Here is a 24,002-nt window from a genome sequence, read left to right on the forward strand (position 1 = left end):
AACTCCTTGGTTGGAAACGTTCGGGTGGCTCAGTAGAGCTTTTCTGTGTTGCCGTCGACGGCGAGGGCCTGGCCGTTGACGTTGCGCGCGAGGTCGCTGGCGGCGAAGGCGGCCATGTTGGCGATGTCCTCGGCCTCAATCAGCCGGCCAAGCGATGACTGGTCGTGGTACAGCTTGGAGACCTGGTTTTCCGGAAGGTTCAGCATCTTCGCTTTGGCGGCGATCACGGCCTCGATTCGCGGACCGTTCACGGCCCCGGGGCAGATCGCGTTCACCCGGATTCTGTCCGGTCCGAGCTCGATGGCGAGCGTCTTCGTCAGGCCCACCACCGCCCACTTCGACGCTGAATAGGCGCTCCGTCCTGCCATGCCCAGCCGGCCCGCGGCGGATGACAGGTTCACGATCGAGGCGTCGCGGCCCTCCCGCAGCAGCGGCAGGGCGTGCTTGATGCAGAAGAACTGGCCGTGGATGTTGACGTCGAAGGTGGCCTTCCACGCCCCGGCATCGAGGCTCTCGATCGGGCCGGTGGGGCCGGCGATGCCGGCATTGTTGACCAGCACGTCCAGGCCGCCGAGCTCGACGGCGACCGCCGCCATAAGCTCCCGGACCTGGTCCTCGTCGGAGACGTCACTCACGGCTGCGGACAGGCCGCTGACGCGGGCCTTCTCGACGGCGTCGGGGTCGATGTCGGTCACGAAGACGGCTGCGCCGAACTCCTGGAACTTCTTGGCGATGGCGAGGCCGATGCCGTTGGCTCCGGCGGTGACCAGCACCCTTTTCGAGCTGAAATCCATGCGGGCTTTCCTTGTCAGTAAACGGGGAGGCGGGTGGGCTGGCCCTGCCCATCGGCAGTCAGGGCCAGCCACCTGCCTGCGGTGGGGTGTCAGTGTGCGGCGGGAACGCCGTCGGGCTTTTCAGTGCCGCGCTTGAGCATCAGGGACAGCAGGGCACCCAGGGTGCACATGGCCACGATGAACCAGAGGCCGGAGAGCTTGGAGCCGGTGGCGTCCTGCATGAAGCCCATGACGTAGGGGCCGAGGAAGCCGCCAAAGAGTCCGATGGTGTTGACGAAAGCGATGCCTCCGGCGAGCGCGGAACCGCTGAGGCGGGTGGCCGGGTAGGTGAAGAGGATGGGCTGCAGTGCGAAGAAGTTGAAGGCTGCCAGGCAGAAGCCGATCATGCCGAGTACCGGCCCGCCAATGGCGCCGATGGCGAAGCCCGCGATGATGCCCACCATGGCACCGGTGACCAGGATCCGGGAGCGCTTGCCGTCGGTGGCGTACCGGGGAATGAGCAGGGCACCGGCGGCGGAGAAGATCCACGGGATGGCCGTCAGCAGGCCGATCTGCAGCGGGTTCAGCTTGCCGTAGGTGCCGATGATGGACGGCAGGAAGTAGGACAGCGCGTAAACGGCGATCTGGTGCGTGAAGTAGACGCCGACTACCAGCAGGATCTGCTTGTCCTTGAGCGCATCGCGCAGGCGGTGGTTGCCGGAGGCGTCGGCGCCGGCCTGCTCCTCGGCGGCGATGCGGGCCTCCAGGTCTGCAGCTTCGGCAGGGCTAAGGAACGTGGACTTGCTGGGCCGGTCCGGGAGCTTCTTCCAGACCACCCAGGCCAGCAGGCAGGCGGGCAGGCCTTCAATCAGGAACATCCACTGCCAGCCGTGCAGGCCGGCGAGCCCGTCCATGGTCAGCAGCAGACCGCCCAGCGGAGCACCGACGATGTTGGCGATGGATACTCCCAGCAGGAAGAGGCCATTGGCTTTCGCCCTGTCCTTGACCACAAACCACTGCGTCAGGAAGTACATGACTCCCGGGAACAGGCCGGCCTCCGCCACACCAAGCAGCATGCGCATGATGTAGAAGGACCATTCCCCTTGGACGAACGCCATGCCCGCGGAAATGAGGCCCCAGGTGATCATGATGCGCATGATCCAGAAGCGGGCACCCACCTTGTGCATGATCAGGTTAGAAGGGATTTCCGAGAGCGCGTACGTCAGGAAGAACAGGCCGGCACCGATGCCGTAGGCCGTGGCGGAGATACCGAGGTCGATCTCCAGCCGGTCCTTGGCCATTCCGATATTGGTGCGGTCCAGGAACGCCATGATGTAGGCGGCGACCAGCAGCGGCATGATCTTCCGGAGGATGACGCCATTGATCTCCTTGGGAGTGCGCATCGTCGTTGGGGCGGATACAACTGACATGACAATTCGTCCTTGAATCAGGGCCCGCGGACATTGCCGGTAAAGGGCCAGGGGCATGACGGGATGGGGCAGTGTCTTGTTCTGTGAGGTTCCGGAACGTCTGCTCTGGAACTTGCCTGATGGAGTGATACTTGGTTTCTGGCGGACTTTCAGTGGTCCGGCGCGTTGCAGCCGCACGTCCTGCCCAGGTGGAGCCTGTGCGGGCAAATCAGGGAGTTGTATGTATTGCTTGGCGCGTCGATCCGTTTCAGGAGCATGGCGAACGCCTCCTGCGCCATCTCCTTCTGGGGCTGGACCACGCTAGTCAGGTTGATCAGCCCGGACCTGCTGTGCGGCAGCCCGTCGCACCCGGCAACCGCCACGTCCTGCGGAATCCGCAGCCCCTGGGCCAGGGCGTACTCCATGACCCCGATGGCGAGTTCGTCACTGCCGCAGACCACGGCCCGGGGCGGTCGGTCGGATGAGAAGAGCCGTTCCGCGGCAAGCTGGCCGCCCTCGTTGTTCACCCTGGTGCTGATCCGGCGCTCCCCGGTGACCGTGACGCCCGCCGCGGCTGCAGTCCGCACGAATGCCTGTTCCCTCGCGAGCGATGCCGTGGAAAACCGCGGCCCGATCACTGTGGCGATGTCCGTGTAACCATGCCCCAGCATGTGCTCCATCAGGAGCGTCGCGGCAGCGTCGTCGTCGATCCCCACAAAATCACTCTGCAGAAAATCTGCACGGCGGGACAGACAGACATAAGGGATTCTTGCCGACCGCAGGGTGCGCAGCGCAGTTGAGTCCTCCCGGAGCGCTGCGGCGAGGATTATCCCGTCAACGTTCCGGTTGGCCAGGGTCGCCGTGACCTGGGCCAGCACCGCAGGATCGTCCTGCGTGGTGGCCACAAACACTTCATAGCCTGACTCTGCCGCGGCGGTGATGATGCTCTGTGCCCACCGCGGGAACATCGGGTTGATGATGTTCGGAAGGATCAGGCCGATGACCCGGGTCCGTTGCGGGTCGGCAGCATTAGCTGACTTACGGGGCCTGAAGCCCAGCTCGTTCGCAACGCCGATTACGTGCCGCCGGGTCTCGGTGGAAACGCCCGCCTTGCCGTTCAGGACGTAGGACACCGCGGCTGCGGAAACACCTGCAGCCCTGGCCACCGCAGCCGCAGAAACGGGGGCTGGACGCGCGCCAGAAGCTTGAGTTCTGATGTGCTCGGCCATGGTCAGTCCCCTTTCTTCGACGCTGAGTGAATGTGACCTCAGTTACGGTAATCGGGGTCAAAAGCGTTAAGCAACGTTAAGTTCCGGCGCAGGCCGCACCGACCCCGGCGCCGACCGTAGATTCGATCTGACGAATTCCCCGCACTGACAGTAGGCTGACAACCACGGCTGAAGACATCCGGCCACTGGATCGAACGCATCGCACCCCGGAGCTGCCGCCATGACCGAACCCGCCACCGCCGAAGCCGTCCTGCGCCGCATCGCCGCCGACAGGCTCGGCCTGCAACATCTCCGCGACGGCCAGCTCGCCGGGATGACCGCCCTCGCGTCCGGCCGCGACGTCCTCGCGGTGATGCCCACCGGTTACGGCAAGTCAGCCATCTACCAGGTTGCCGCGCTGTTCATTCACGGCGGCTTGGCCCACGGCGGCACGGCCAGCGGCGGCGCGGAGCACCCCGACGAGCCCGCAGCCGACAACGCAAGGCGCGGTCCCGCCGTCGTCGTTTCCCCGTTGATTGCACTGCAGGAAGACCAGCTGGACGGCCTGCTGGAGGACCTGGGCGGGGAATCCGCCGTCGCTATCAACTCCGGCCGGAAGGATTCCGAGGTGGAGGACGCATGGGAGGCGGCCGAGCGGGGCGATGCCGCGTTCCTCTTCCTCGCGCCCGAGCAGCTGGCCAAGGCCGGGACGGTGCAGCGGCTCGCGGCCATGGACGTGGCGCTGTTCGTGGTGGACGAGGCCCACTGCGTCTCCTCCTGGGGGCATGATTTCCGCCCCGACTACCTGCGGCTGGGCGAGGTCCGCGGGCAGCTCGGCAACCCGCCCGTCGCTGCCCTGACCGCCACCGCCTCTCCCCCGGTCCGCGACGAGATCCAGCAGCGCCTCCGCATGAAGGACCCGCTGGTGCTGGTCCACGGCTTCGACCGGCCGAACATCCGGCTCGACGTCGTCCGGCACCTCGAGGAGCGGGACAAGGAGCGTGCCGTTGTGCATCAGGTGGCCGAGCTCAAGGGACGGCTTCAGGGTCCGGGCCTCCTCTACGCCGCCACGCGCAAGGACACCGAAACGTACGCCGCCGAACTCGCCGAACACGGGCTGCGGGCCGCCGCCTACCACGCCGGCCGGAAGCAGAGCGAGCGCGACGAGGTCCACGAGAAGTTCCTCGACGACGAACTCGACGTCGTGGTGGCGACCACCGCATTCGGGATGGGCATCGACAAGCCCAACGTCCGTTTCGTCATCCACGCCGACATCCCCGAGTCCCTCGACGCCTACTACCAGGAGATCGGGCGCTCCGGCCGCGACGGCCAGCCCGCCTCCGCCGTGCTGCACTACCGGCCCGAGGACCTTGGCCTCCGCAAGTTCTTCGGCACCCACAAGCCGGACGAGGACGCGCTGCTCGCGGTCCTCACCGCCCTCCGCGCCGCCGACGGCCCGGTCACCCAGAAGGCGCTCGCCCGGCAGACCGGCATCCCCGGACGCCGGCTCACCGGGCTGTTGAACGAACTGATCGAGACCCGCTCCGTGAAGGCCCTCAAGCGCGGCGTCCGGCTGGAACCCGGCGCCAAGCTGCCCAAGGTGGTGGAACACGCCGTCGAACTCGCCGAAGCACGCCAGCGCGTGGACCGCTCCCGGATCGAGATGGCGCGCGGCTACGCGGAGACGGACGCCTGCCGGCGCCAGTTCCTGCTGGGCTACTTCGGCGAGGACCTTCCCGAACCGTGCGGCAACTGCGACAACTGCACCGACGGTTCCGCGTACGAGGAGGATTACGACGACGGCGCCGCGGCTGCCGCGGGCGGGGAACCGTTCCCGCTCCAGGCCGCTGTGGTGCACAAGGAATGGGGTGCGGGCATTGTCATGCGGCACGAGGAGGACGTGATCACCGTGCTGTTCGAGCAGGAGGGATACAAGACCCTCTCCCGCCAGGCCGTGACCGACGGGAAGCTGCTCACCCTGGCGACGTGACGCCGTCGTACCTGTCCGGTCCCCACCCAACTGGCTCGCAGTTGTTGTCGTTTTGGAGCCTCAAAACGACAACAACTGCGAGGCAGTTGGGGTGAACCGCGGACCGTTGACATGTGACCAAATAGTCACCTATTCTGGCCGTGTGGACGCCGTATTCAAGGCCCTCGCCGACCCCATCCGCAGGGACCTCCTGGACGCACTCTTCCTAGAGGACGGCCAGACCCTCAGCGCGCTGGAGGCCCGGTTCGAGATCACCCGTTTCGGTGTCATGAAGCACCTGAAGATCCTGGAAGAAGCCGGCCTCGTGGTGACCCGGCGCCGCGGCCGCGAGAAGCTGCACTTCCTCAATCCGGTGCCCATCAGGCTCGTCCACGACCGGTGGGTGAGCAAATATGCAGAACCATGGGCCGCTGCGCTTAGCGACCTCAAGACCCGATTGGAAAGTCCCATGGAAAAGATCTTCGAAATCTACATCAAGACCACTCCGGAACGGCTCTGGGAAGCCATCACGGACAGCGACATCCGCAGCAAGTACCAGTTCGGGAACACGCTGAAGTCGGACTGGACGCCGGGTTCACGCTTCGAGATGGGCAACCCCAAGGCCGGGGAACTGCTGGGCGAGGGCGAGAACCTGGAGGTCGATCCTCCGCGCCGGCTGGTGCAGACCATGCGCGCGCTCTGGGGCGAGGACGTCAAGGCCGAGGGCACCTCCCGCGTCACCTGGGAAATCGAGCCGGTGGGCGATGACTCCTGCCACCTCACCGTCACACACGACCAGCTCCGCGAAGGCGCCAACGAACAGCTCTATGGCGGCTGGCCGATGATCCTCTCCGGCCTGAAGACCTGGCTGGAGACCGGCGAAAAGCTCACCACGCCGGGCTCGCTGATGTACGGCTGAGCGGCGGTTCCACGAGCGGCGACGGGCGTACTGGGTAGGGTTGTTTAAAAGCCCCGCCCCGCAACGCCCGCCCGCAGCGCCCAGGAAAGAGGCAGCATGGAAGTTCCCCCAATCGTCTGGACCCTCACGATCGCCGGAATCGTCGCGCTCCTGGCCTTCGACTTCTTCTTCCACGTCCGCAAGGCCCACACCCCGTCGCTGAAGGAATCCGCCACCTGGTCCGCCATCTACGTGGGCATGGCCCTGGTGTTCGGCCTCGGCGTCTGGCTGTTCGGCGGCTCCAAGATGGGCACCGAGTACTTCGCCGGCTACGTGACCGAGAAGGCGCTGTCCGTGGACAACCTCTTCGTCTTCCTGATCATCATGTCCAGCTTCAAGGTGCCGCGTGCCGACCAGCAGAAAGTGCTCCTGTTCGGCATCGTCTTCTCGCTGCTCGCCCGGACCGGCTTCATCTTTCTCGGCGCCGCGCTGATCAACAGCTTCGCCTGGGTGTTCTACATCTTCGGGCTGATCCTTCTCATCACAGCGGGCAACCTGCTCAAGCCGGACAACCACGACGACGACAGCGAAACCCTCGTGGTCCGGCTCGCCAAGAAGTTCCTCCCCGCCTCCGAGCATTTCGACGGCGACAAGCTCTTCACCGAGGTGGACGGCAAGAGGGTCCTCACTCCGATGCTGCTGGTGATGGTGGCCATCGGCGCCACGGACATCCTCTTCGCGCTGGACTCCATCCCGGCCATCTTCGGGCTGACCCAGAACGTGTTCATCGTCTTCACAGCCACGGCGTTCTCGCTCATGGGCCTGCGGCAGCTGTTCTTCCTGATCGACGAACTCCTCGACCGGCTCATCTACCTCTCCTACGGCCTCGCCGCCATCCTCGGCTTCATCGGCGTGAAGCTGATCCTGCACGCCCTGCACGAGAACAACCTGCCGTTCATCAACGACGGCGAACACGTCAACGTCCTCGAAATCAGCACCGGCCTGTCGCTCAGCGTGATCCTCGGCGTCCTGGCCGTCACCATCATCGGATCGCTCCTCAGCCCCAAGGGCAAGGCCAAGACGATGGTCTCCGGCGCCAGGCGGCACGCCACCACCTACGTGGACCTCAACTACGAGACGGACATCGCCGAGCGCGAGCGGATCTTCGACAAGCTGGTCCGCGAGGAGCAGGAGCTCAAGAAGCTTCCGGAGAAGTACAAGCGGCTCATCCGGAACGAGACCGAGTTCATGGACCTCATCCGGCAGGCCCACACCGAGCACGACCAGGCCCTCGAGCGCGCCGGCGAAAAGTAGCCCGCCAACCACAACACGGGGTCACTTAGCGCCCAATAAACCCTTTGTATTGGGCGCTAAGTGACCCCGCGTTGCTGTGGGTGCCTGATGGATTAGTGCCTGTGGAGGAAGTGGCGGATCTTGTCGCCGAGTCCTTCCGCGGTGCGGCCGCGACCCATGGAAGAGGTCCGTCCCGTGGTGGAGGGCCTTGTGCCCCGCGTGTATCCCCTCGAGTATCCACCCGTGGTTCCGTGGGTGGTCCGTCCGGAGATTCGTCCTGCAGCGTTCCTGATCATGTTGCCCAAGTTCATGATGAACTCCTTTGGTTGTGCGTCTGTTCAGGCTGCGACCGGCTTGAGGACCGGTCTTTCCCGACTCTACGCGCGTCCTCAGGGCGTGGCTACCGCGGAGTATCAGTCCCCACAAAGCAACGCGGGGTCACTTACAGCCCAATTCCGCGGCATTATTGGGCTGTAAGTGACCCCGCGTTGGTGTTTTCCCGGCCGGCGGAAAGCGGGTGTTTATGCGCGCAGCGCTGCCGCTTCCCGTGCCAGTTCTGTGATCTGCTGCCAGTTCCCGCTTTCGACGGCGGCGCGCGGCGTCAGCCAGCTGCCCCCGACGCAGCTGACGTTGGGCAGCTTAAGGTAGTCGGGCGCGGTGGCCAGGCTGATGCCGCCGGTGGGGCAGAACGTCACCTGCGGGACCGGCGCACCGATGGCCGCCAGGTACGACGGGCCACCGGCAGGTCCGGCCGGGAAGAACTTCATGGTGTCCAGCCCGCGCTCCAGCACGGCCATCACCTCGCCCACCGTGGCCACGCCCGGGAGCACCGGCACCTCAAGGGAGAGCATGTGGTCCAGCAGTGACGCCGTCACGCCGGGGCTCACCAGGAACTGCGCGCCCGCGGCCACCGCAGCATCCGCCTGGCCCGGCGTGAGGATGGTGCCCGCGCCCACCAGGATGTCCGGAACCTCGTTGGCGATGGCCTTCAGGGAGGTCAGCGCCGTGTCCGTCCGAAGCGTGAGCTCGATGATCCGGACGCCGCCGTCGGCCAGGGCCCGGGCGACGGGAACCGCGTGCTGCGGGTCGTCGATGGTCACCACGGGAATGACCGGGGAGATGTTCAGAACGCTGGTGGCCTCAGCCATGGTTGATCTCTTTTCTCAGGCCGTCCAGCCTGTGCGTGTCGATGATGCTGTACCAGTGGGTCAGGAGCCTGGCGAATCCGGCATGCTCCGCGAGTCCGGAATCGAAGACGCTGCGGCAGCCCAGCAGCGCTGTAACGACGTCGTCGGCGGACCGCGACGCGGGCAGTGCCGCGTGCAGTTCGGCGGCCAGTGGGTCGTTCAGTTCGTCCGCGGGCGCGGTGGCCACGTGCCGCATCCAGGCCGCCACGGCGAGCGCCGCCCACCGGGGTTCGCAGCCGGCGTCGAGGTTTCCGCGCACGGTGCTTAGCAGGCGCAGGCCGATCTTCTGTGACCCGTCGCTGCCCACCTTGGCCGTGGTGTGGCCGAGCGCGGGATTAGCGAAGCGGGTCAGCACCCGGGCGCAGTATTCATCCGCGTCGAGCCTCTCCGGAAGCGTGATGGTGGGCAGGACGTCCTCGGCCATCATGCGCCGGGCGGCGGTGCGGAACGCTTCCTCAGCCACGGCGTCGCTGATGGTCTCCTTGCCGGCAGCGAGGCCGAGGTAGGCCAGCAGCGAGTGGCTCGCATTCAGCAACCGCAGTTTCGCCGCCTCCCAGGCCGCGACGTCGCTGCTGAACAGCACGCCGGCGGCCTCCCAGCGCGGGCGGCCCGCGGCAAAGTTGTCCTCGATAACCCACTGCATGAACGGCTCGGCCACCACGGCGGCCTCGTCCCGCAGCCCAAGTTCACGTTCGACGGCGTCCAGGTCACCCGCCGTCGTGGCCGGCACCATCCGGTCCACCATGGTGCTGGGGAACGTGACGTTGGCATCCAGCCAGGCGGTGAGCGGTCCGGCTTCGACGGCCGGCAGGGCTGCCGCGAAGGCACGGACCAGCTTGCCGGTGAGTTCACCGTTGCCGGGAAGGTTGTCGCACGAGACCACGGTGAGCGGGCCGGCCCCGGCGCGCGAACGCTGCTGCAGCCCGCGGGCGATCTGGCCGATGGCCGTGAGCGGCGCACGCCCCTCGAGGTCGGCCCGAACGTCGGCGTCCGCGAGGTTGAGCGAGCCGCTCTGCGGATCGATCCGGTAGCCCTTCTCCGTGATGGTCAGCGTGACCACCAGGGTCTCCGGCGCTGCGATCAGGTCCACCACGGCGGCCGGGTTGTCCCGTCCGGAGATGGCGTCCACGATGCTCGACACCACGCGGAGCGGTGCCGCGCCCTCACCCCGTTCGGCCACAGTGAACAGCCCGTCCTGCGGGGCAAGCTGCCGGGCAACGGTATCCGAGCGCTGGGTGACGCCGGTGATCCCCCAATTGGATTCCCCGGCGGCGAGCATGGCGTTCTCGGTGAAGACGGCGGTGTGGGCGCGGGCGAAGGCGCCCAGGCCCAGATGCACGATGCCGGGCTTCAGGCCGTTGGCCCGCAGCTGGGCGCCCGGAAACACGGCTGCGTCTCCCGAGCTGCTGCTCAGGTTGGCACTGCCCAGGTTAGCGGCGCCCAGGTTGGCACTGCTCAGGCGTGCGATGACAGCTCTCCTTCGGACGTCCCCAACGGCTGCGCGCCCAGCACGTGGGCGCGGGTCTGCTCGAAGCTGGGAATGAAGCCGGTGCCGCCCTTGCCGCCTACCACGAGCGATGCCGCGGCAGCCCCGTACCGGACAGCTTCGGTAAGGCTGTCGCCGAGGACCAGCCGCGCGGTCAGCGTGCCCACGAAGGCGTCGCCCGCCCCGGTCTGGTCCACCACTGCCGGAGCGGGGATAGCTTCGATCCACGCGGACTCGGTGTCGCTTTCCAGCTGGATCCCCTCGGCCCCGCAGGTCACCGCGACGTTGGCGGTGCCCAGCGAGCGCAGCTTCCCGGCCGCCTCGACCGGCGAGGACGTGCCCAGCAGGGCGGACGTCTCCCCCGGGAACGACGGCGTGACCAGGAATGCCTCCGGCGCCAGCTCAACCACGGCCGCCGTCGCATCCTCCACGGACGTGAGCCGCGGCCGGTAGTTGGGGTCAAAGACGAACCGGCGGGCAACCTCGGCTGCCCTGTAGACGGCGGCCCGGGACGAAGACGAGATGGCACAGGCGATGCCGCCCGCGATCACGGCGCCGGCTGCGGCAAACACGTCCGGGTCGACGTCGTCCGGCCCCAGCGTGGAGCCGACGCTGCCACTGCGGGCGTAGGAGAACTCGCGCTGCCCGTCCGGGTCGCAGTGCACCAGGTACACGCCCTGCTGGCCGGGCCGGAACTTGAGGAGTTCGGTGGAAATGCCGAGTTCAGCGATCCTGGCGGCGACCGCCTTGCCGAGGTCGTCGTCGGGCAGTACTGCCAGCAGCGCGGTGCGGGCACCGGCCGCAGCGGCAGCCGCCGCGACGTTCAGCGCGTCGCCGGAGATGCCGAGCTGCGCCGGAACGCCGTGCCCGAACGGGACGTCGGTGGCCACTTCGAGGAGGATCTCCCCCATGGCGACGACGTCGAACGGCTGTGCTTGAGTCGAATTACTCACCAGTCATGCACCGACCCGTCGAGGCGGCGGTTGATGGGCAGGTACTTGGGGTCGAACACGAACTTCGCGGCGGCTTCCTCGTCGAACTCGACGCCGATGCCCGGAGCGTCGCCGGGGTGCATGTAGCCGTCGGTGAAGGTGTAGGAGGTCTTGAACACCTCGTTCGCGGGATCGCGGTGGCCCATGTACTCCTGGACGCCAAAGTTGGGAATGCTCATGTCCACGTGCAGCGCCGCGGCGAAGGACACCGGCGAGAGGTCGCCCGCGCCGTGCGAGCCGGAACGGACGCCGTACAGGTCCGCCAGTGAGAAGATGCGGCGCAGGTGCGTGATGCCGCCGGCGTGCGAAACGGAGGTGCGGATGTAGTCGATCAGCCGTTCGGTGATCAGCTGCTGGCAGTCCCAGATCGAGTTGAAGACCTCACCCACGGCGATCGGCGTGGTGGTGTGCTGGCGGATCAGGCGGAACGCGGACTGGTCTTCGGCCGGCGTCGGGTCCTCGATCCAGAACGGGCGGAACGGCTCCAGCGAGGCGCCGAGCCGGCCCGCCTCGATCGGCGTCAGCCGGTGGTGGACGTCGTGCAGGACGTGCACGCCGTAGCCGAACTGTTCCCGCACATGGGCCATCATTTTCGGCGCGAAGTCCAGGTACGCCGTCGTCTCCCACAGATCCTCCTGCGGGATGTTGCCGCTGGCAGGCTCGTAGGTCTTGCCGTCAACGGGCGCGATCCCGTAGGTCTTCTCCAGCCCCGGCACGGCAGCCTGCGCGCGGATGGCCTTGTAGCCGAGGTCCAGGTGGTGCTGGAAGTCGGCGCTGAGATCGTCAAGCGACGAGCCGCTCGCGTGCCCGTAGACCATGACGCCCTCGCGGGCCGCGCCGCCCAGCAGCTCGTACACCGGCATGCCGGCGGCCTTGCCCTTGATGTCCCAAAGTGCGACGTCGATCGCGGCGATCGCGGTCATGGTCACCGGCCCGCGGCGCCAGTAGGCACCCTTGTAGAAGTACTGCCACGCGTCCTCGATGCGGCGGGCGTCGCGGCCGATCAGCAGCGGGCAGAGGTGCTCGGACAGGTAGGACGCCACGGCAAGTTCACGTCCGTTGAGGGTGGCGTCGCCGATGCCGGTAATCCCGTCCTCGGTTTCGATAACGAGCGTGACGTAATTCCGTCCTGGCGACGAAACCACTACTCGTGCGTCGGTGATCTTCACTGGTGGGGTCCTTTGGGTGTCTAGAAAATTGCAAGTAGGTAGCAGCAGATGGCGTTATGAGCCTTCAGAACGCCATCTGCTGCTACCTAGTTGGGTGAGGAGAGGCGGAGCATGACCTTGCTGCTGCCGGCGGCCGGGTCCGCGGAGACCCGCATGGCTTCCGCGGCCTGGTCGATGCCGAACTTGTGGGTGATGACGGGTGAGACGTCCAGGCCTTCGGACATCGCCTTGAGCGCGTCGGTGATCTCGTCCGCGAACCGGTAGGAGCCGATCCATGTGATTTCCCGGGTCACGAGGTCGCCGAGGGCAGCCGGGGCCGGCGCGCCGGGCAGGTTGCCTACCTGGACGATGGTGCCTCCCCGGGCGGTGGCCCGGAGGATGCCGCCGAGCACTGCAGGGATGCCGGTCGCCTCGAACACGAGCTCCACGTCCTCGGGCAGCGTCGCCCCGCCGGAGAGGTTGCGGACCTCGTCGGCGCCCATGGCCTTCGCGATCTGAAGCGAGGCGTCGTTGATGTCCGTGGCGATGACGGTCCGGGCGCCGGCGTACTTGGCGGCCGCGATCACCAGGGAGCCGATCGGCCCGGCGCCGTTGACCAGCACGTCACGGCCGGCGAGCGAACCCGCCCGCCCCGCCGCGTGGAGGGCGACGGCGAGCGGTTCAGCAAGTGCCCCGCGGAGGGTATCCACGCCGTCGGGAAGCGGACGGATCTGCGACGCGCGGACCAGCTTCCGTTCGCTGAAACCGCCGTCGGTGTGCGGATCGAATGCTGCCGATCCGAAGTAGCGGATCTGCGGGTACAGGTTGGTCCGGCCGCTGAGCCGTTCCGGCATGATCCCGTCGCCCACGAGTTCTGCGGGGTGGACTGTGACCGGCTGGCCGACGTCGAGGTTTTCGACGCCGTCGCCCAGCTGGGCGATCCGGCCGGCCACCTCGTGGCCGAGAACGAGCGGGGACTTCAGCTGCGCGGTTCCGGAGGCGCCGTGGCGCCAGTAGGAGAGGTCGGAGCCGCAGATCCCGCCCCATTCGACATCGAGGACAACCTCGCCCGGCCCGGCGACGGGCTCGGGGCGTTCGTCGATGCGGAGATCGTTGGCGCCGTGGACGACTACTGCTTTCACGCGGCGTCTTCCAAGCGAACCAGGTCGCGGCCGCGGACCTCGGGACCAACAGCTGCGGAGACCAGCGTGATCAGCGAGTACCCGATGAGCATGGCGGCGAGCGGCCACCAGTGCCCGGTGACGGCAGTCAGCGTGGCGGCGAGGATCGGGCCGATGGCGGTGGCGAGGATGCCGCCGATTTCCTTGGCCAGGGCGAGCTGGGTGAAGCGGGTGCGGGCTCCGAAGAACTCGGCCATGGTGACGCTCTCCATCGAGAAGAGGCTCAGCACGCCCAGGTTCAGGCCGGCGACGACGGCGATGGTGACGAGGGTCGGGTTGCCGCTGGTGACCATGAGCATCATCGGAATCGCGAACACGGCGGTGACCGAGCTGAGGATGATGTACAGGGGCCGGCGGCCGAAGCGGTCACCCAGGATGCCGATCAGCGGGATGGTGGCGAAGCCGATGATCGAACCGATCATGATGGCCGTGGTTCCGACGGACTTGTTCATGAGCAGCACCGTGGCCAGGTAGCCGATGAGGAAGGTCTGGATGAGGCCCGAGTTTCCGGCCTGTCCGAAGCGGAGGCCGAGGGCGATCAGGAAGGACTTGCCCTTGCGCTGGTGCAGCGCGGCTTCGATCGTGCTGGTGGACCGGGTGGTGTGCTTGGCTTCGTTGACTGCGGAGGTGTTTGCTTCGGCGGCGAGGTCGCGCTTGGCGAGTGCGACGCCGTCGACGACGTCCTCACGCTGTTCGAAGACCGGGCTCTCCTTGAGGGAGCGGCGGATCCAGACAGCGAAGATCATCAGCAGGAAGCTGGCGAGGAACGGCAGGCGCCAGCCCCAGGTCAGCAGCTGGTCCTCCGAAAGTACCGCCACCAGGATGGCCCACAGCGCGGAGGCCGCGAGGGTGCCGGAGTTGGTGCCGAGGCAGACGAGCGAGGAGATCAGGCCGCGGCGGCGGGCCGGAGCGTATTCCGCCAGCATCACGGTGGCGCCTGCGATTTCGGCGCCGGCACCGAAGCCCTGGATGAGTCGCAGGGCCACGAGGAGGATGGGGGCCCAGATGCCGACCATGGCGTAGGTGGGCAGCACACCGATGAGGGTGGTGGATGCACCCATCAGCGCGATGGTGATGAAGAGGACCTTCTTGCGGCCGATCCGGTCACCCATGCGGCCGAAGTACACGGCGCCCACCAGGCGGGCCACGTAGCCGACGCCGTAGGTTGCCATCGCTGCGATGAGGCCGATGACCGGGCTGACGTCGGGGAAGAAGATCTTGTTGAAGACGATGGCCGCGGCCAGCGAGTACAGCTGGAAGTCCATGAATTCCATGGCCGTGCCCAGCCAGCCGGAAACGGCGACCTTCGCGAGGTCCCTGGTGGTCCTCGTTTCGGTCTTGGCGGTGGGCGGTGCGATGCTCTCGGTCATCAGTTGCTCCTTTGCAGGCGATGAAGAAGGGGAGTTGGAGAGTTCTGCCGGGATGCGGCCGGCTGGGTGGACAGGAGAGCTGTCCTGCGGCCGATTGCTGACTACCATACAAGCACTACCATTCTAGTTTGTCAACGATGGCTACACTGGATGCATGGCAACCGGCAAACCCGAAAAAGGGCAGTCTCCGCGGCTTTCCGTGCGGGACCAGACTCTGGATACGCTCCGGCGTCGCATCATCTCCCTGCAGCTCCCCCCGGGCGAGCCCCTGTCCGAGAACGAACTCGCCCAGGAACTCGGTGTCAGCCGGACACCCGTGCGTGAGAGCCTCATCCTGCTGCGCGAGGAGGGCCTGGTGCAGGTCTTCCCGCAGATCGGCTCGTTCGTCTCGCTCGTGGACCTGGGCCGGGTGGCCGAGGCGCAGTTCGTCCGCGAGGCCATCGAATGCGCGTCCCTGAAGGATGCCGTGGTTGATGCCACGGGACTCGCGGGGCTGCGCGAGATCCTTGCGGCGCAGCGTGACGCCGAGGCCAGCGGCGACGTCGAGGAGTTCTTCCGGCTCGACGAGGACTTCCACCGCGAACTCCTCCGCCTGGCAGGGCACGAATCCGCCTGGACCGCGGTCAACTCGGCGAAGGCCCACCTCGACCGCGCCCGCCGGCTCAGCCTCATCGACACCCGCCCCGTGTCCACCCTTATCGATCAGCACACCGCCGTGGTGGACGCGCTCGAAGCCGACAACCGCCCGGAAGCCGACAGCTCCCTGCGGGTCCACCTGCGCGGCGTCTTCGAGGACGTCAAGCGCATCCAGGCATCCTCACCGGAGCTCTTCTCGGACGGCACAACCTCCCGCCCAATAAGGCGCAGCATCGCCCGGCTCTCTTAATCCCTATTCAAGGGGACGCCTGGGGCGGACAGGTGCTCTCGGGGTTCGACGTGGCCTTGGTCCCTGCCGTCTCAGGCATCCGGAAGCGTGCTCCCCACCGTCTCCCTAACCTCGCAAGCTCGGCCCGGGAACCCTGACGGTGTGGGCCCATTCGTGAGCGTCACGTCCGCTCAGCGGGCGTCTACGCGACCGAGCACGCGGAGGATGTCAGGGAGACGGGCCGGAGTGGCCTATATGAGGACCAGATGTGCGCTTACCCCTGCTTAACCAGCGCAGCCTCGAGGTTGATCTTCACCTTGTCGCTGACCAGGAGGCCGCCGGCTTCGAGGGCCGCGTTCCAAGTCAGGCCGAACTCCTTGCGGCTGATGTCGGCCTCGGCCGAGAAGCCAGCGCGGGTGGCGCCGAACGGGTCGACGGCCACGCCGGTGAACTCGACCTCCAGCTCAACAGGCTTGGTGACGCCTTTGATGGTGAGGTCGCCCGTCAAGGTGTAGTCCTCGCCGTCGCCGTCAATGTGCGTTCCCGTGAAGGTCATCTCCGGGTATTGCGCGACGTCGAAGAAATCCTCCCCCTTCACATGCGCGTCGCGGTTGGCATCACCGGAATCAAAGCTGGCGGTGCGCACGGTGGCATGCAGCGACGAGTCGGCCAGGGAGTCGCGCACATGGGCTTCGCCGGTTGCTTCCCGGAACCGCCCCCGGACCTTGCTGATCCCGGCGTGCCGTACGCTGAAGCCGATCTCACTGTGGGACATATCGAGTGTCCAGATTCCGGGGGTCAGGCCTGCGGGAAGAGTCATGACGCATCTCCTTAAATAGGAAAAACCTGCTGGTCAGTGCGATTTCAACACTGGTTTAGCCCGGCGGTGAAGTCAAGGATGAGAACCTTCACCAAAGACTCCTAGCTAATTTTCAGGAAACTTCCCTAGCCTTGAAGCAGGCTCACCGCGTACCCCCATCCGTGGTGGTCCTGCCGCTAGGAGAAGCCCCGCAAAGCCGTCAGGCAATGCGGGGCTCTCTGCGTTTCAGGGCCTCATCCGCGTGGCACCGCCGGCTCCGCCCCGCCGGCCAGTACGATCGATCGTTGAATCGACAGCCAGCGCCTCGGGAGTACACCGCCTTGCACCAAGCACCACCCCGCAAAAGGAACTGGCTTGCAGCCGGCGCCCTTGCCGCCGTCATCCTGGCCACCACCGCCTGCGGCGGGGCCATCAGCGCAACCCGGCAGCCGCCGTCGGACGCTGTCCCCGGCGGATCAGCCGGCAGCGCACCCGGCTACGCCGTCAAAGCAGCCGACCTCCTCGCCACCCTGCCCGTCAAGGGCCGCGCCCCGAAAACCGGCTACGACCGGGAGGAGTTCGGCCCGGCCTGGTCCGACACGGACCACAACGGCTGCGACACCCGTAACGACATCCTCGCCCGGGACCTCAAGTCCACAACGTTCAAACCCGGGACGAAGAACTGCATCGTCCTCACCGGCACCCTCGCCGATCCGTACACGGCCACTGCCATTGCCTTCACCCGCGGGAACAAAACCAGCAGCGCGGTCCAGATCGACCACGTCGTTGCCCTCAGCGATGCGTGGCAGAAGGGCGCCCAGCGACTCAGCAAGGCGCAACGGACCGCCTTCGCCAACGATCCCCTCAACCTGCTCGCCGCGTCCGGCCCCGCCAACCAGCAGAAGTCCGACGGCGACGCCGCCACCTGGCTGCCCGCCAGCCGCGCCTACCGCTGCCCCTACGTCGCGCGGCAGATTTCGGTCAAGGCGAAGTACAAGCTGTGGGTGACCCAGGCCGAACGCACCGCGATGGCCTCGGTCCTGGCGCAGTGCGGCGGCACTGTTGCCGGAAGTGCAAGGGCCGGCGGCAAGTAGGCCGGAACCAAGTAACCGCAACTCAGCCCTGCTCGGGCACCTCGCCTGCGAACGGGTAGTCGTCATCGTCGTTGCCGGGCGTGCCTGCGGCCTGCTCGATGGCGTCGGCCTCGGCTGATTCATCGGCGGAGAGGTCAGGGGCGGCGGCAGGACCGTTTGACCGGAGCGGGGTCCGCTGCTCCAGGGCATCCGCCTCGGGAACGTCCTCCGGCAGCGGCCGCTGTTCCTCGTCCCCGGACTCCCCGCCCGCCGACTGGCGCTGTTCAAACGCGTCGACCTCCGGGACTTCGAGCGGTGTTTCGTCAGGCTGGCTGTTCATGGATCTCCTCCTGCGGTGGGTCCGTCCCTTCCATGAGTCTGGCCCTACTCCACGACGACGGCAATGGGGCCGCATGCTGCCCAACCTTTTCGGCCGGTACAGCATGCGGCCCCGCTCCGCTGCCGCGCGTCATTTCCGCTGCGTCAGCTCCCCCACTGCGTCAGCTGAGGTATCCGTTTGGGTTCAGCACGTACTTGGTGGCGGCGCCGGCGTCGAACTCGGCGTACCCCTTCGGTGCTTCGTCCAGCGGAATCGGCTTCGCGTTGACGTTCTTCGCGATACTGACCCGGTCGTTGAGGATGGCCATCATCAGCTGCCGGTTGTACTTCATCACCGGACACTGGCCCGTGGTGAAGCTGAGCGACTTCGCCCAGCCCGTGCCGAGGCTCAGGCTCAGCGCACCCTTCTTGGCGGCGTCGTCGATGCCGCCCGGATCGCCCGTCACGTACAGCCCGGGGATGCCCAGCGCACCGCCTGCCGCCGTGATGTCCATCAGCGAATTCAGCACCGTGGCGGGCGCCTCCTTTGCACCCTGGCCATGGCCTTTCGCCTCAAAGCCCACGGCATCCACAGCGCAGTCCACCTCCGGCACGCCCAGGATCTGCTCGATCTGCTCCACCGGGCCGCCCTTGGTGAGGTCCACCGTCTCGCAGCCAAAGCTGCGGGCCTGCGCCAGCCGGTCACTGTTCATGTCGCCCACAATTACGACGGCGGCACCCAGCAGATGCGCGCTCGTCGCCGCTGCCAGTCCAACAGGGCCGGCCCCCGCCACGTACACGGTGGAGCCGACGCCGACCCCCGCTGTCACGGCGCCGTGGAAGCCCGTGGGGAAGATGTCCGAGAGCATGGCAAGGTCCAGGATCTTCTCCATGGCCTTGTCCTTGTCCGGGAACTTGAGCAGGTTCCAGTCCGCGTACGGCACCAGGACATAGTTGGCCTGGCCGCCCACCCAGCCGCCCATGTCCACATAGCCGTAGGCGCTGCCCGGCCGGTCCGGGTTCACGTTGAGGCAGATGCCGGTCTTGCGCTCCTTGCAGTTCCGGCACCGGCCGCACGAAATATTGAACGGCACCGAGCAGATGTCCCCGACCTTGATGAATTCGACGCCGGGCCCCACCTCCACCACTTCACCGGTGATTTCGTGGCCCAGCACCAGGTCCGGTGGCGCCGTGGTCCGGCCGCGGACCATGTGCTGGTCCGAGCCACAGATGTTGGTGGCCACCGTTTTGATGATTGCGCCGTGGGGAACCTGGCGCCCCACGTTGGCCGGGTTTACGCCCGGCCCGTCCTTAAGTTCGAAAGTGGGGTAGTCGATATCAATGACTTCCACCTTGCCGGGTCCCTTGTAGGCAACGGCTTTGTTCCCTTCCATCTCTTTCCTCCTGGCGTCACGGACCCTTCCCGGTGAAGGGTCGGCGGTGAATTCATGAGTGATGTGATGCGCCCTCCAGGGCATTCCCTTGAAAGGCCGGACGACGCCGTCGGGCCTTAAAGGTGGAGGGTGAGGCCAGTCTAGAACGGTGCCCGCAAAGGGTCCATGGGGCGCCAGCCGGAAATTGAGAGCAGACACTCAGGGCCGCCGGTCCGGCACCCGGCGCCACCTTCCTGACTCCGGCGATGCGCTGCCGGGGTCGCTGCCGGCGCCTAAAGGTTGGGGCGCTGTAATTACGTCAATTACGCAACACAATTGGGTCTTTTTGATCCGGCTCATCCGTCCTACGTTGGGAACAGCGAGTCGCCCAGCCGGGGCGTCCGGAACCTTGGAGGAATCCCATGAGCACGCATGTAGCCGATTGCAGCGTCACCAACTGCTCCTTCAACGACCACTCCGAATGTAACGCCGAGGCCATCACGGTGGCCGGCACAACAGACCACGCCTCCTGCGCCACGTTCATTGACACCGGCACGCATGGTGGCCTTCCGAAGGTCCTCGCCGGCGTCGGCGCATGCCAGCGGGCCGAATGCATCCACAACGACCACCTCATGTGCAAGGCACCCGAAGTCCACGTTGGCCCGGGCCCGGACAACGCCGACTGCCTCACCTACTCCCACAACGGCCGGCAGGCCACCCACTAACCTGGGCACCACTGCGCGTTTACTGACCTGCGCATCCACTGAACTGCGCAGGAATGTAGGGTCCCCCCATTGGGCCGGCTCCGGCCGGTAAGGCTTGATTGTCATAGCCTCTTGCTAGATTCGAATCAGCGCACCGGGAACCGTCCCGGAGCGAGGCTGCCAATGGGGAGGCCCCATGTTCCTGCTCGACCCAACCACGCCTGGAGCACCAGCTGATCTGGTGTTCTCAGCCAGCGATCTCGTGGCCGCGAGCGAATGCGAGTACCGCACGCTCCGGATCCTCGACGAGAAACTAGGCCGCTCCCCCAAGGCCGATTTCCCCGCCGACGATATGCAGGCACGGGCCGGCAAGCTCGGCGACGTTCACGAGCACAAGGTGCTGGCCTCGCTCATCGGGGAATACGGCCACTGGGATGCCTCGCGCGGAACCGGGGTCTACTGCGTGGACCGCGGAACCACGGACCGGTCCGATTTGGCGGACAAGGCACGGGAAACCGCAGCCGCCCTGCGCACCGGTGCCGACGTCGTCTTCCAGGCCACATTCTTCGACGGCGAATTCCTCGGCTACGCGGACTTCCTGGTACGGGAAGACGCTGCTTGGCAAACCGAGGAGGCCGTGGGCATTTCAGCGGCGGGACCCCGGCTGTCCAAGGGTGACGCTGCGGACCGGTATGAGGTCTGGGACACGAAGCTCGCGCGGCATGCCAAGGTGGGAGCCCTGCTGCAGCTTGCCGCATACGGCGACCAGCTGATCAAGCTTGGGTTGAAGCCGGCCCCGCGCGTCCTGCTGGTGTTGGGCAACCTTGAGCGTAGCACCCACTCTCTGGCGGATCTGCTGCCTGTATACCGCGAGCGCCGGGCACGGTTCCGTGCGCTGACGGCTGCGCACCGCAACGGTGAGGCTCCGGTTGCGTGGCAACAGCCCGGCGTCAATTGCTGTGGCCGGTGCGACTACTGCGCCGAGCAGGTGGCCGGGCACCGCGACCTGCTGATGGTGGCGGGCATGACCTCCGTCCAGCGGAAGAAGCTCGTCGCGGACGGCATCACCACCATCGACGCCCTCGCCAAGATGCCTCTCCATCTGGCCACAGGCTCGCGACGGCGCCTGCGCGACCAGGCCAGGATGCAGACCGGTTTGGAGCCGGCCGACGGCTCACGAACCTTCGTGAAGGAAGGCCAGCCTCACACCGTCACCTACAGAGTGTTGGCAGACAACGCGCTGGCCGGCATCCCGGCCCCGAGCGACGGAGACATCTTCTTCGACTTCGAAGGCGACCCGCTCTGGCAGGATCCCGCAGGCCAATGGGGCCTGGAGTACCTCTTCGGCGTGATTGAGGCCCCCTTGCCCACCGATCCTCCCGGCCAGGAACCTGTCTTCCGGCCGTTCTGGGCCCATTCCCGGGCCGGTGAACGGCAGGCGTTCCTTGACTTCCTCGCCTACGTGGAGGAACGCCGCGCGCAGTATCCGGACATGCACGTCTACCACTACGCCCCTTATGAAAAGACCGCCCTCCGCAACCTGTCGCTGAATCATGTGGCCGGCGAGGACGTGGTGGATTCATGGCTGCGGGACGGGCTTCTGGTGGACCTCTACGCCACGGTCCGGCATTCGCTCCGGATTTCCGAGGCCTCGTACTCCATCAAGAAGCTCGAGCCCCTGTACATGGGAGACAATCTGCGGTCCGGGGACGTCAAGGACGCCGGCGCTTCCGTGGTGGCCTACGCCGCCTACTGCGAAGCGCGGGACGCCGGCCCAGAGACGCGGTCGGAGGCAGACGCCATCCTCGCCTCGATTTCCGACTACAACCAGTACGACTGCCTTTCCACGCTGCGCCTCCGGGACTGGCTGCTGCAGCTGCGTGGCGGTGCGCCTGTTGCTCCTGCGGAGGCCGGCGCTCCTGCGGAAGCCGGCGCCGGGACGGCAGCTGGGCAACCGCCGTCTGACGCCGTTGCGGACGCGGAACCTTCGCCGGAGGAGGCAGGCCTGCGTGCCTTCCTGGACGCCATTCCGGACCACCGCGAGCTGACGCCGGACGAGCAGGCCGTGGCCATGGTCGCGGCGGCCACCGGCTATCACCGCCGCGAGCGCAAGCAGTTCTGGTGGGAGCACTTCGACCGCCTCGAGTCCGAGGTCGACCGGTGGCGCGACGAGCGCAACGTGTTCATCGTGGAAGCGGCCGAGGTGGTCTCGGACTGGGCACCTCCCACTTCCCGGGCCCGGACCGAGTCCCGCACCCTGCGGCTCACCGGGATCATGAGCGAGGGCTCGGAGTTCAAGCCGGGTTCCACCTGGTTCCGGATGTTCGAGGACCCCCTGCCCGAGGGTCTCGGGGAGATCGACGGCGGGCGGACCCCGCGGCGCACGGCAGCCAGTCAGCCGGCAGGTGCACCCCACGAGGCCACCATGCCGCCCTCGCGCGACGGGATCTTCGGCACGCTCGTGGAAGCTGTTGAGGACCATCCCGGGCAGCCCGGCCGGACGGTCATTACCATCACGGAGAAATCCAAGAAGAAGGTGCCGCCGTACTTCCAGCTGCCCATGGCACTGACGGACGACCGGCCCATTGCCACCGGCAACATTGAGGCCGCACTGGCAGAACTGGCGCGGCTGGTCGGTTCCTCCCTGCCGGAACTTCCTAAACATCCCGGCGTGGACATCCTGCGACGCTCAGCGCCGAGGCTGGCCGGCCTCACGAATCTGCCCGTCGTCGGCAACGACGCCAACGGAAACGCCGACTACGTTTCTGCCATTGCCCAGGCGCTGGAACATCTGGACCGGTCCTACGTCGCGGTGCAGGGCCCTCCGGGCACGGGCAAGACGTACGTCGGCTCCCACGTCATTGCCCGGCTTGTGGCCGCCGGGTGGAAGGTTGGCGTGGTCGCCCAGTCCCACGCCGTCGTCGAAAACATGCTCTGCACGGCGATCGAGAAGGCCGGGGTGGACCGCGCCGTGGTGGCGAAGAAACTGTCCCAACCACACGACGTGCCGTGGACCTGCGTCGCGGACGAGGACGTCGCGCGGCTCCTCGACGGCCCAGACGGCTGCCTGGTTGGCGGAACCGCCTGGACCATGACCGGCCGACACGTGCCGGCCGGGTCGCTGGACCTGCTGGTCATCGACGAGGCCGGCCAGTATTCGCTGGCCAACACCCTGGCCGTTGCCCGGTCCGCGAAGAGGCTCCTGCTGCTCGGCGACCCGCAGCAGCTTCCGCAGGTCACCCAGGGCTCCCATCCGGAGCCGGTCGATGAATCGGCACTTGGCTGGCTGTCGGACGGCCATGCAACGATGCCTGCCGAGCTCGGCTACTTCCTTGCTGATTCCTGGCGGATGCACCCTGAACTGTGCCGCAACGTGTCGATACTCAGCTACGACGGCAGGCTGGAATCAGCGCCGGCGGCATCACTGCGCCATCTCGACGGGGTGCCGCCGGGCGTGGAAACCGTTCTGGTGCCCCATGCCGGCAACACCACGAGCTCAGCTGAAGAGGCTGCCGCGACCGTGGAACTGGCACGCGAGCACATCGGGCTCAAGTGGACGCCGGGTAAGGACGAGCCGATCCGCCGGCTGGAACCCAAGGACATCCTGGTGGTGGCTGCGTACAACGCCCAGGTGCAGACCATCCGGCACGCCCTGGACCAGGACGGCCTGGCCGACTTGCGGGTGGGAACGGTGGACAAGTTCCAGGGCCAGGAAGCTCCGGTGGTGCTCGTCTCCATGGCATGCTCCGCGATTGCTGAGGCACCGCGCGGAGCCGAGTTTCTGCTCAACCGCAACCGGATCAGCGTGGCAGTATCGCGGGGCCAGTGGCGGGCCGTGATCGTCCGCTCCCCCGAGCTCACCAACTACATGCCGTCACGGCCGTTCGCGCTCGAGGAACTCGGGGCCTTCCTCGGGCTCAGCCCGGGTGAACTCAGCAGGGATTAGGTTGGTGGGA

The 24,002-nt window shown here is 66.8% G+C and carries 19 protein-coding genes; 7 read left to right on the forward strand and 12 right to left on the reverse strand.

Features of this window, described 5'->3' with window-relative positions; all coding sequences use genetic code 11:
• Positions 1–29: 29 nt before the first annotated feature.
• The 3 genes from R5O87_RS08660 to R5O87_RS08670 all read right to left on the reverse strand — a co-directional run bounded on the left by R5O87_RS08660 (position 30) and on the right by R5O87_RS08670 (position 3,411).
• Positions 30–794 carry an SDR family oxidoreductase gene (locus R5O87_RS08660; RefSeq protein WP_410554535.1) on the reverse strand — a complete coding sequence of 255 codons (765 nt, stop codon included), beginning with the start codon at positions 792–794 and terminating at the stop codon, positions 30–32.
• Between the two features lie 89 nt (positions 795–883).
• Complete coding sequence (locus R5O87_RS08665) at positions 884–2,203, reverse strand: MFS transporter (RefSeq protein ID WP_410554536.1); 1,320 nt, start codon at positions 2,201–2,203, stop codon at positions 884–886.
• A gap of 149 nt (positions 2,204–2,352) precedes the next feature.
• A complete protein-coding gene (locus R5O87_RS08670) occupies positions 2,353–3,411 on the reverse strand; it encodes a LacI family DNA-binding transcriptional regulator (RefSeq protein ID WP_410554537.1) in 1,059 nt (352 codons plus the stop codon).
• Between the two features lie 220 nt (positions 3,412–3,631).
• On the opposite strand from R5O87_RS08670, the gene R5O87_RS08675 reads away from it, so the two are divergent.
• The 3 genes from R5O87_RS08675 (at position 3,632) to R5O87_RS08685 (ending at position 7,571) form a co-directional block, all read left to right on the forward strand.
• Entirely contained in the window at positions 3,632–5,380 is a 1,749-nt protein-coding gene (locus R5O87_RS08675) for a RecQ family ATP-dependent DNA helicase (RefSeq protein ID WP_410554538.1), read from the forward strand.
• Positions 5,381–5,522: 142 nt separating this feature from the next.
• Positions 5,523–6,278, forward strand: a complete 756-nt coding sequence (locus R5O87_RS08680) for an ArsR/SmtB family transcription factor (RefSeq protein WP_410554539.1) — start codon at positions 5,523–5,525, stop codon at positions 6,276–6,278.
• A 96-nt stretch (positions 6,279–6,374) separates the two neighbouring features.
• The gene (locus R5O87_RS08685) at positions 6,375–7,571 is read left to right on the forward strand and encodes a TerC family protein (protein WP_410554540.1); all 1,197 of its coding nucleotides are present in this window, start codon (positions 6,375–6,377) and stop codon (positions 7,569–7,571) included.
• Between the two features lie 500 nt (positions 7,572–8,071).
• Here the strand turns inward: R5O87_RS08685 and eda are convergent, their stop codons facing one another.
• The 6 genes from eda to R5O87_RS08715 all read right to left on the reverse strand — a co-directional run bounded on the left by eda (position 8,072) and on the right by R5O87_RS08715 (position 14,914).
• On the reverse strand, positions 8,072–8,698 hold the full coding sequence (gene eda / locus R5O87_RS08690; RefSeq protein ID WP_410554541.1) for a bifunctional 4-hydroxy-2-oxoglutarate aldolase/2-dehydro-3-deoxy-phosphogluconate aldolase: 627 nt from the start codon (positions 8,696–8,698) through the stop codon (positions 8,072–8,074).
• Positions 8,691–10,124 carry a mannitol dehydrogenase family protein gene (locus R5O87_RS08695; protein ID WP_462836418.1) on the reverse strand — a complete coding sequence of 478 codons (1,434 nt, stop codon included), beginning with the start codon at positions 10,122–10,124 and terminating at the stop codon, positions 8,691–8,693. Before R5O87_RS08695 ends, eda begins: the two co-directional genes overlap by 8 nt.
• 68 nt (positions 10,125–10,192) lie before the next feature.
• A complete protein-coding gene (locus tag R5O87_RS08700; RefSeq protein WP_410554570.1) occupies positions 10,193–11,134 on the reverse strand; it encodes a PfkB family carbohydrate kinase in 942 nt (313 codons plus the stop codon).
• A gap of 38 nt (positions 11,135–11,172) precedes the next feature.
• The gene (gene manD / locus R5O87_RS08705) at positions 11,173–12,384 is read right to left on the reverse strand and encodes a D-mannonate dehydratase ManD (RefSeq protein WP_410554542.1); all 1,212 of its coding nucleotides are present in this window, start codon (positions 12,382–12,384) and stop codon (positions 11,173–11,175) included.
• Between the two features lie 86 nt (positions 12,385–12,470).
• A complete protein-coding gene (locus R5O87_RS08710; RefSeq protein ID WP_410554543.1) occupies positions 12,471–13,505 on the reverse strand; it encodes an L-idonate 5-dehydrogenase in 1,035 nt (344 codons plus the stop codon).
• Entirely contained in the window at positions 13,502–14,914 is a 1,413-nt protein-coding gene (locus R5O87_RS08715; protein WP_410554544.1) for an MFS transporter, read from the reverse strand. The genes R5O87_RS08710 and R5O87_RS08715 overlap by 4 nt, the downstream gene beginning before the upstream one ends.
• A 154-nt stretch (positions 14,915–15,068) precedes the next feature.
• Between R5O87_RS08715 and R5O87_RS08720 the strand changes: the two genes are divergently transcribed.
• Entirely contained in the window at positions 15,069–15,800 is a 732-nt protein-coding gene (locus R5O87_RS08720) for a GntR family transcriptional regulator (RefSeq protein WP_410554545.1), read from the forward strand.
• 253 nt (positions 15,801–16,053) lie between these two features.
• On the opposite strand, the gene R5O87_RS08725 is transcribed toward R5O87_RS08720, so the two are convergent.
• Positions 16,054–16,599 carry a YceI family protein gene (locus R5O87_RS08725; RefSeq protein WP_410554546.1) on the reverse strand — a complete coding sequence of 182 codons (546 nt, stop codon included), beginning with the start codon at positions 16,597–16,599 and terminating at the stop codon, positions 16,054–16,056.
• A 320-nt stretch (positions 16,600–16,919) separates the two neighbouring features.
• Between R5O87_RS08725 and R5O87_RS08730 the strand changes: the two genes are divergently transcribed.
• Positions 16,920–17,672, forward strand: coding sequence for a GmrSD restriction endonuclease domain-containing protein (locus tag R5O87_RS08730; protein WP_410554547.1), 753 nt, complete (start codon positions 16,920–16,922; stop codon positions 17,670–17,672).
• Between the two features lie 22 nt (positions 17,673–17,694).
• On the opposite strand, the gene R5O87_RS08735 is transcribed toward R5O87_RS08730, so the two are convergent.
• The gene (locus R5O87_RS08735; RefSeq protein ID WP_410554548.1) at positions 17,695–17,991 is read right to left on the reverse strand and encodes a hypothetical protein; all 297 of its coding nucleotides are present in this window, start codon (positions 17,989–17,991) and stop codon (positions 17,695–17,697) included.
• 160 nt (positions 17,992–18,151) lie between these two features.
• The gene (fdhA, locus tag R5O87_RS08740) at positions 18,152–19,363 is read right to left on the reverse strand and encodes a formaldehyde dehydrogenase, glutathione-independent (RefSeq protein WP_410554549.1); all 1,212 of its coding nucleotides are present in this window, start codon (positions 19,361–19,363) and stop codon (positions 18,152–18,154) included.
• 401 nt (positions 19,364–19,764) lie between these two features.
• On the opposite strand from fdhA, the gene R5O87_RS08745 reads away from it, so the two are divergent.
• Together R5O87_RS08745 and R5O87_RS08750 are read left to right on the forward strand one after the other, a co-directional pair.
• A complete protein-coding gene (locus tag R5O87_RS08745) occupies positions 19,765–20,067 on the forward strand; it encodes a DUF1540 domain-containing protein (RefSeq protein WP_387101700.1) in 303 nt (100 codons plus the stop codon).
• Positions 20,068–20,242: 175 nt separating this feature from the next.
• Positions 20,243–23,992, forward strand: coding sequence for a TM0106 family RecB-like putative nuclease (locus tag R5O87_RS08750; protein WP_410554550.1), 3,750 nt, complete (start codon positions 20,243–20,245; stop codon positions 23,990–23,992).
• Positions 23,993–24,002: the final 10 nt, after the last annotated feature.

This window comes from Arthrobacter globiformis (assembly GCF_046536215.2).
GTDB classification, from domain to species: domain Bacteria; phylum Actinomycetota; class Actinomycetes; order Actinomycetales; family Micrococcaceae; genus Arthrobacter; species Arthrobacter globiformis_E.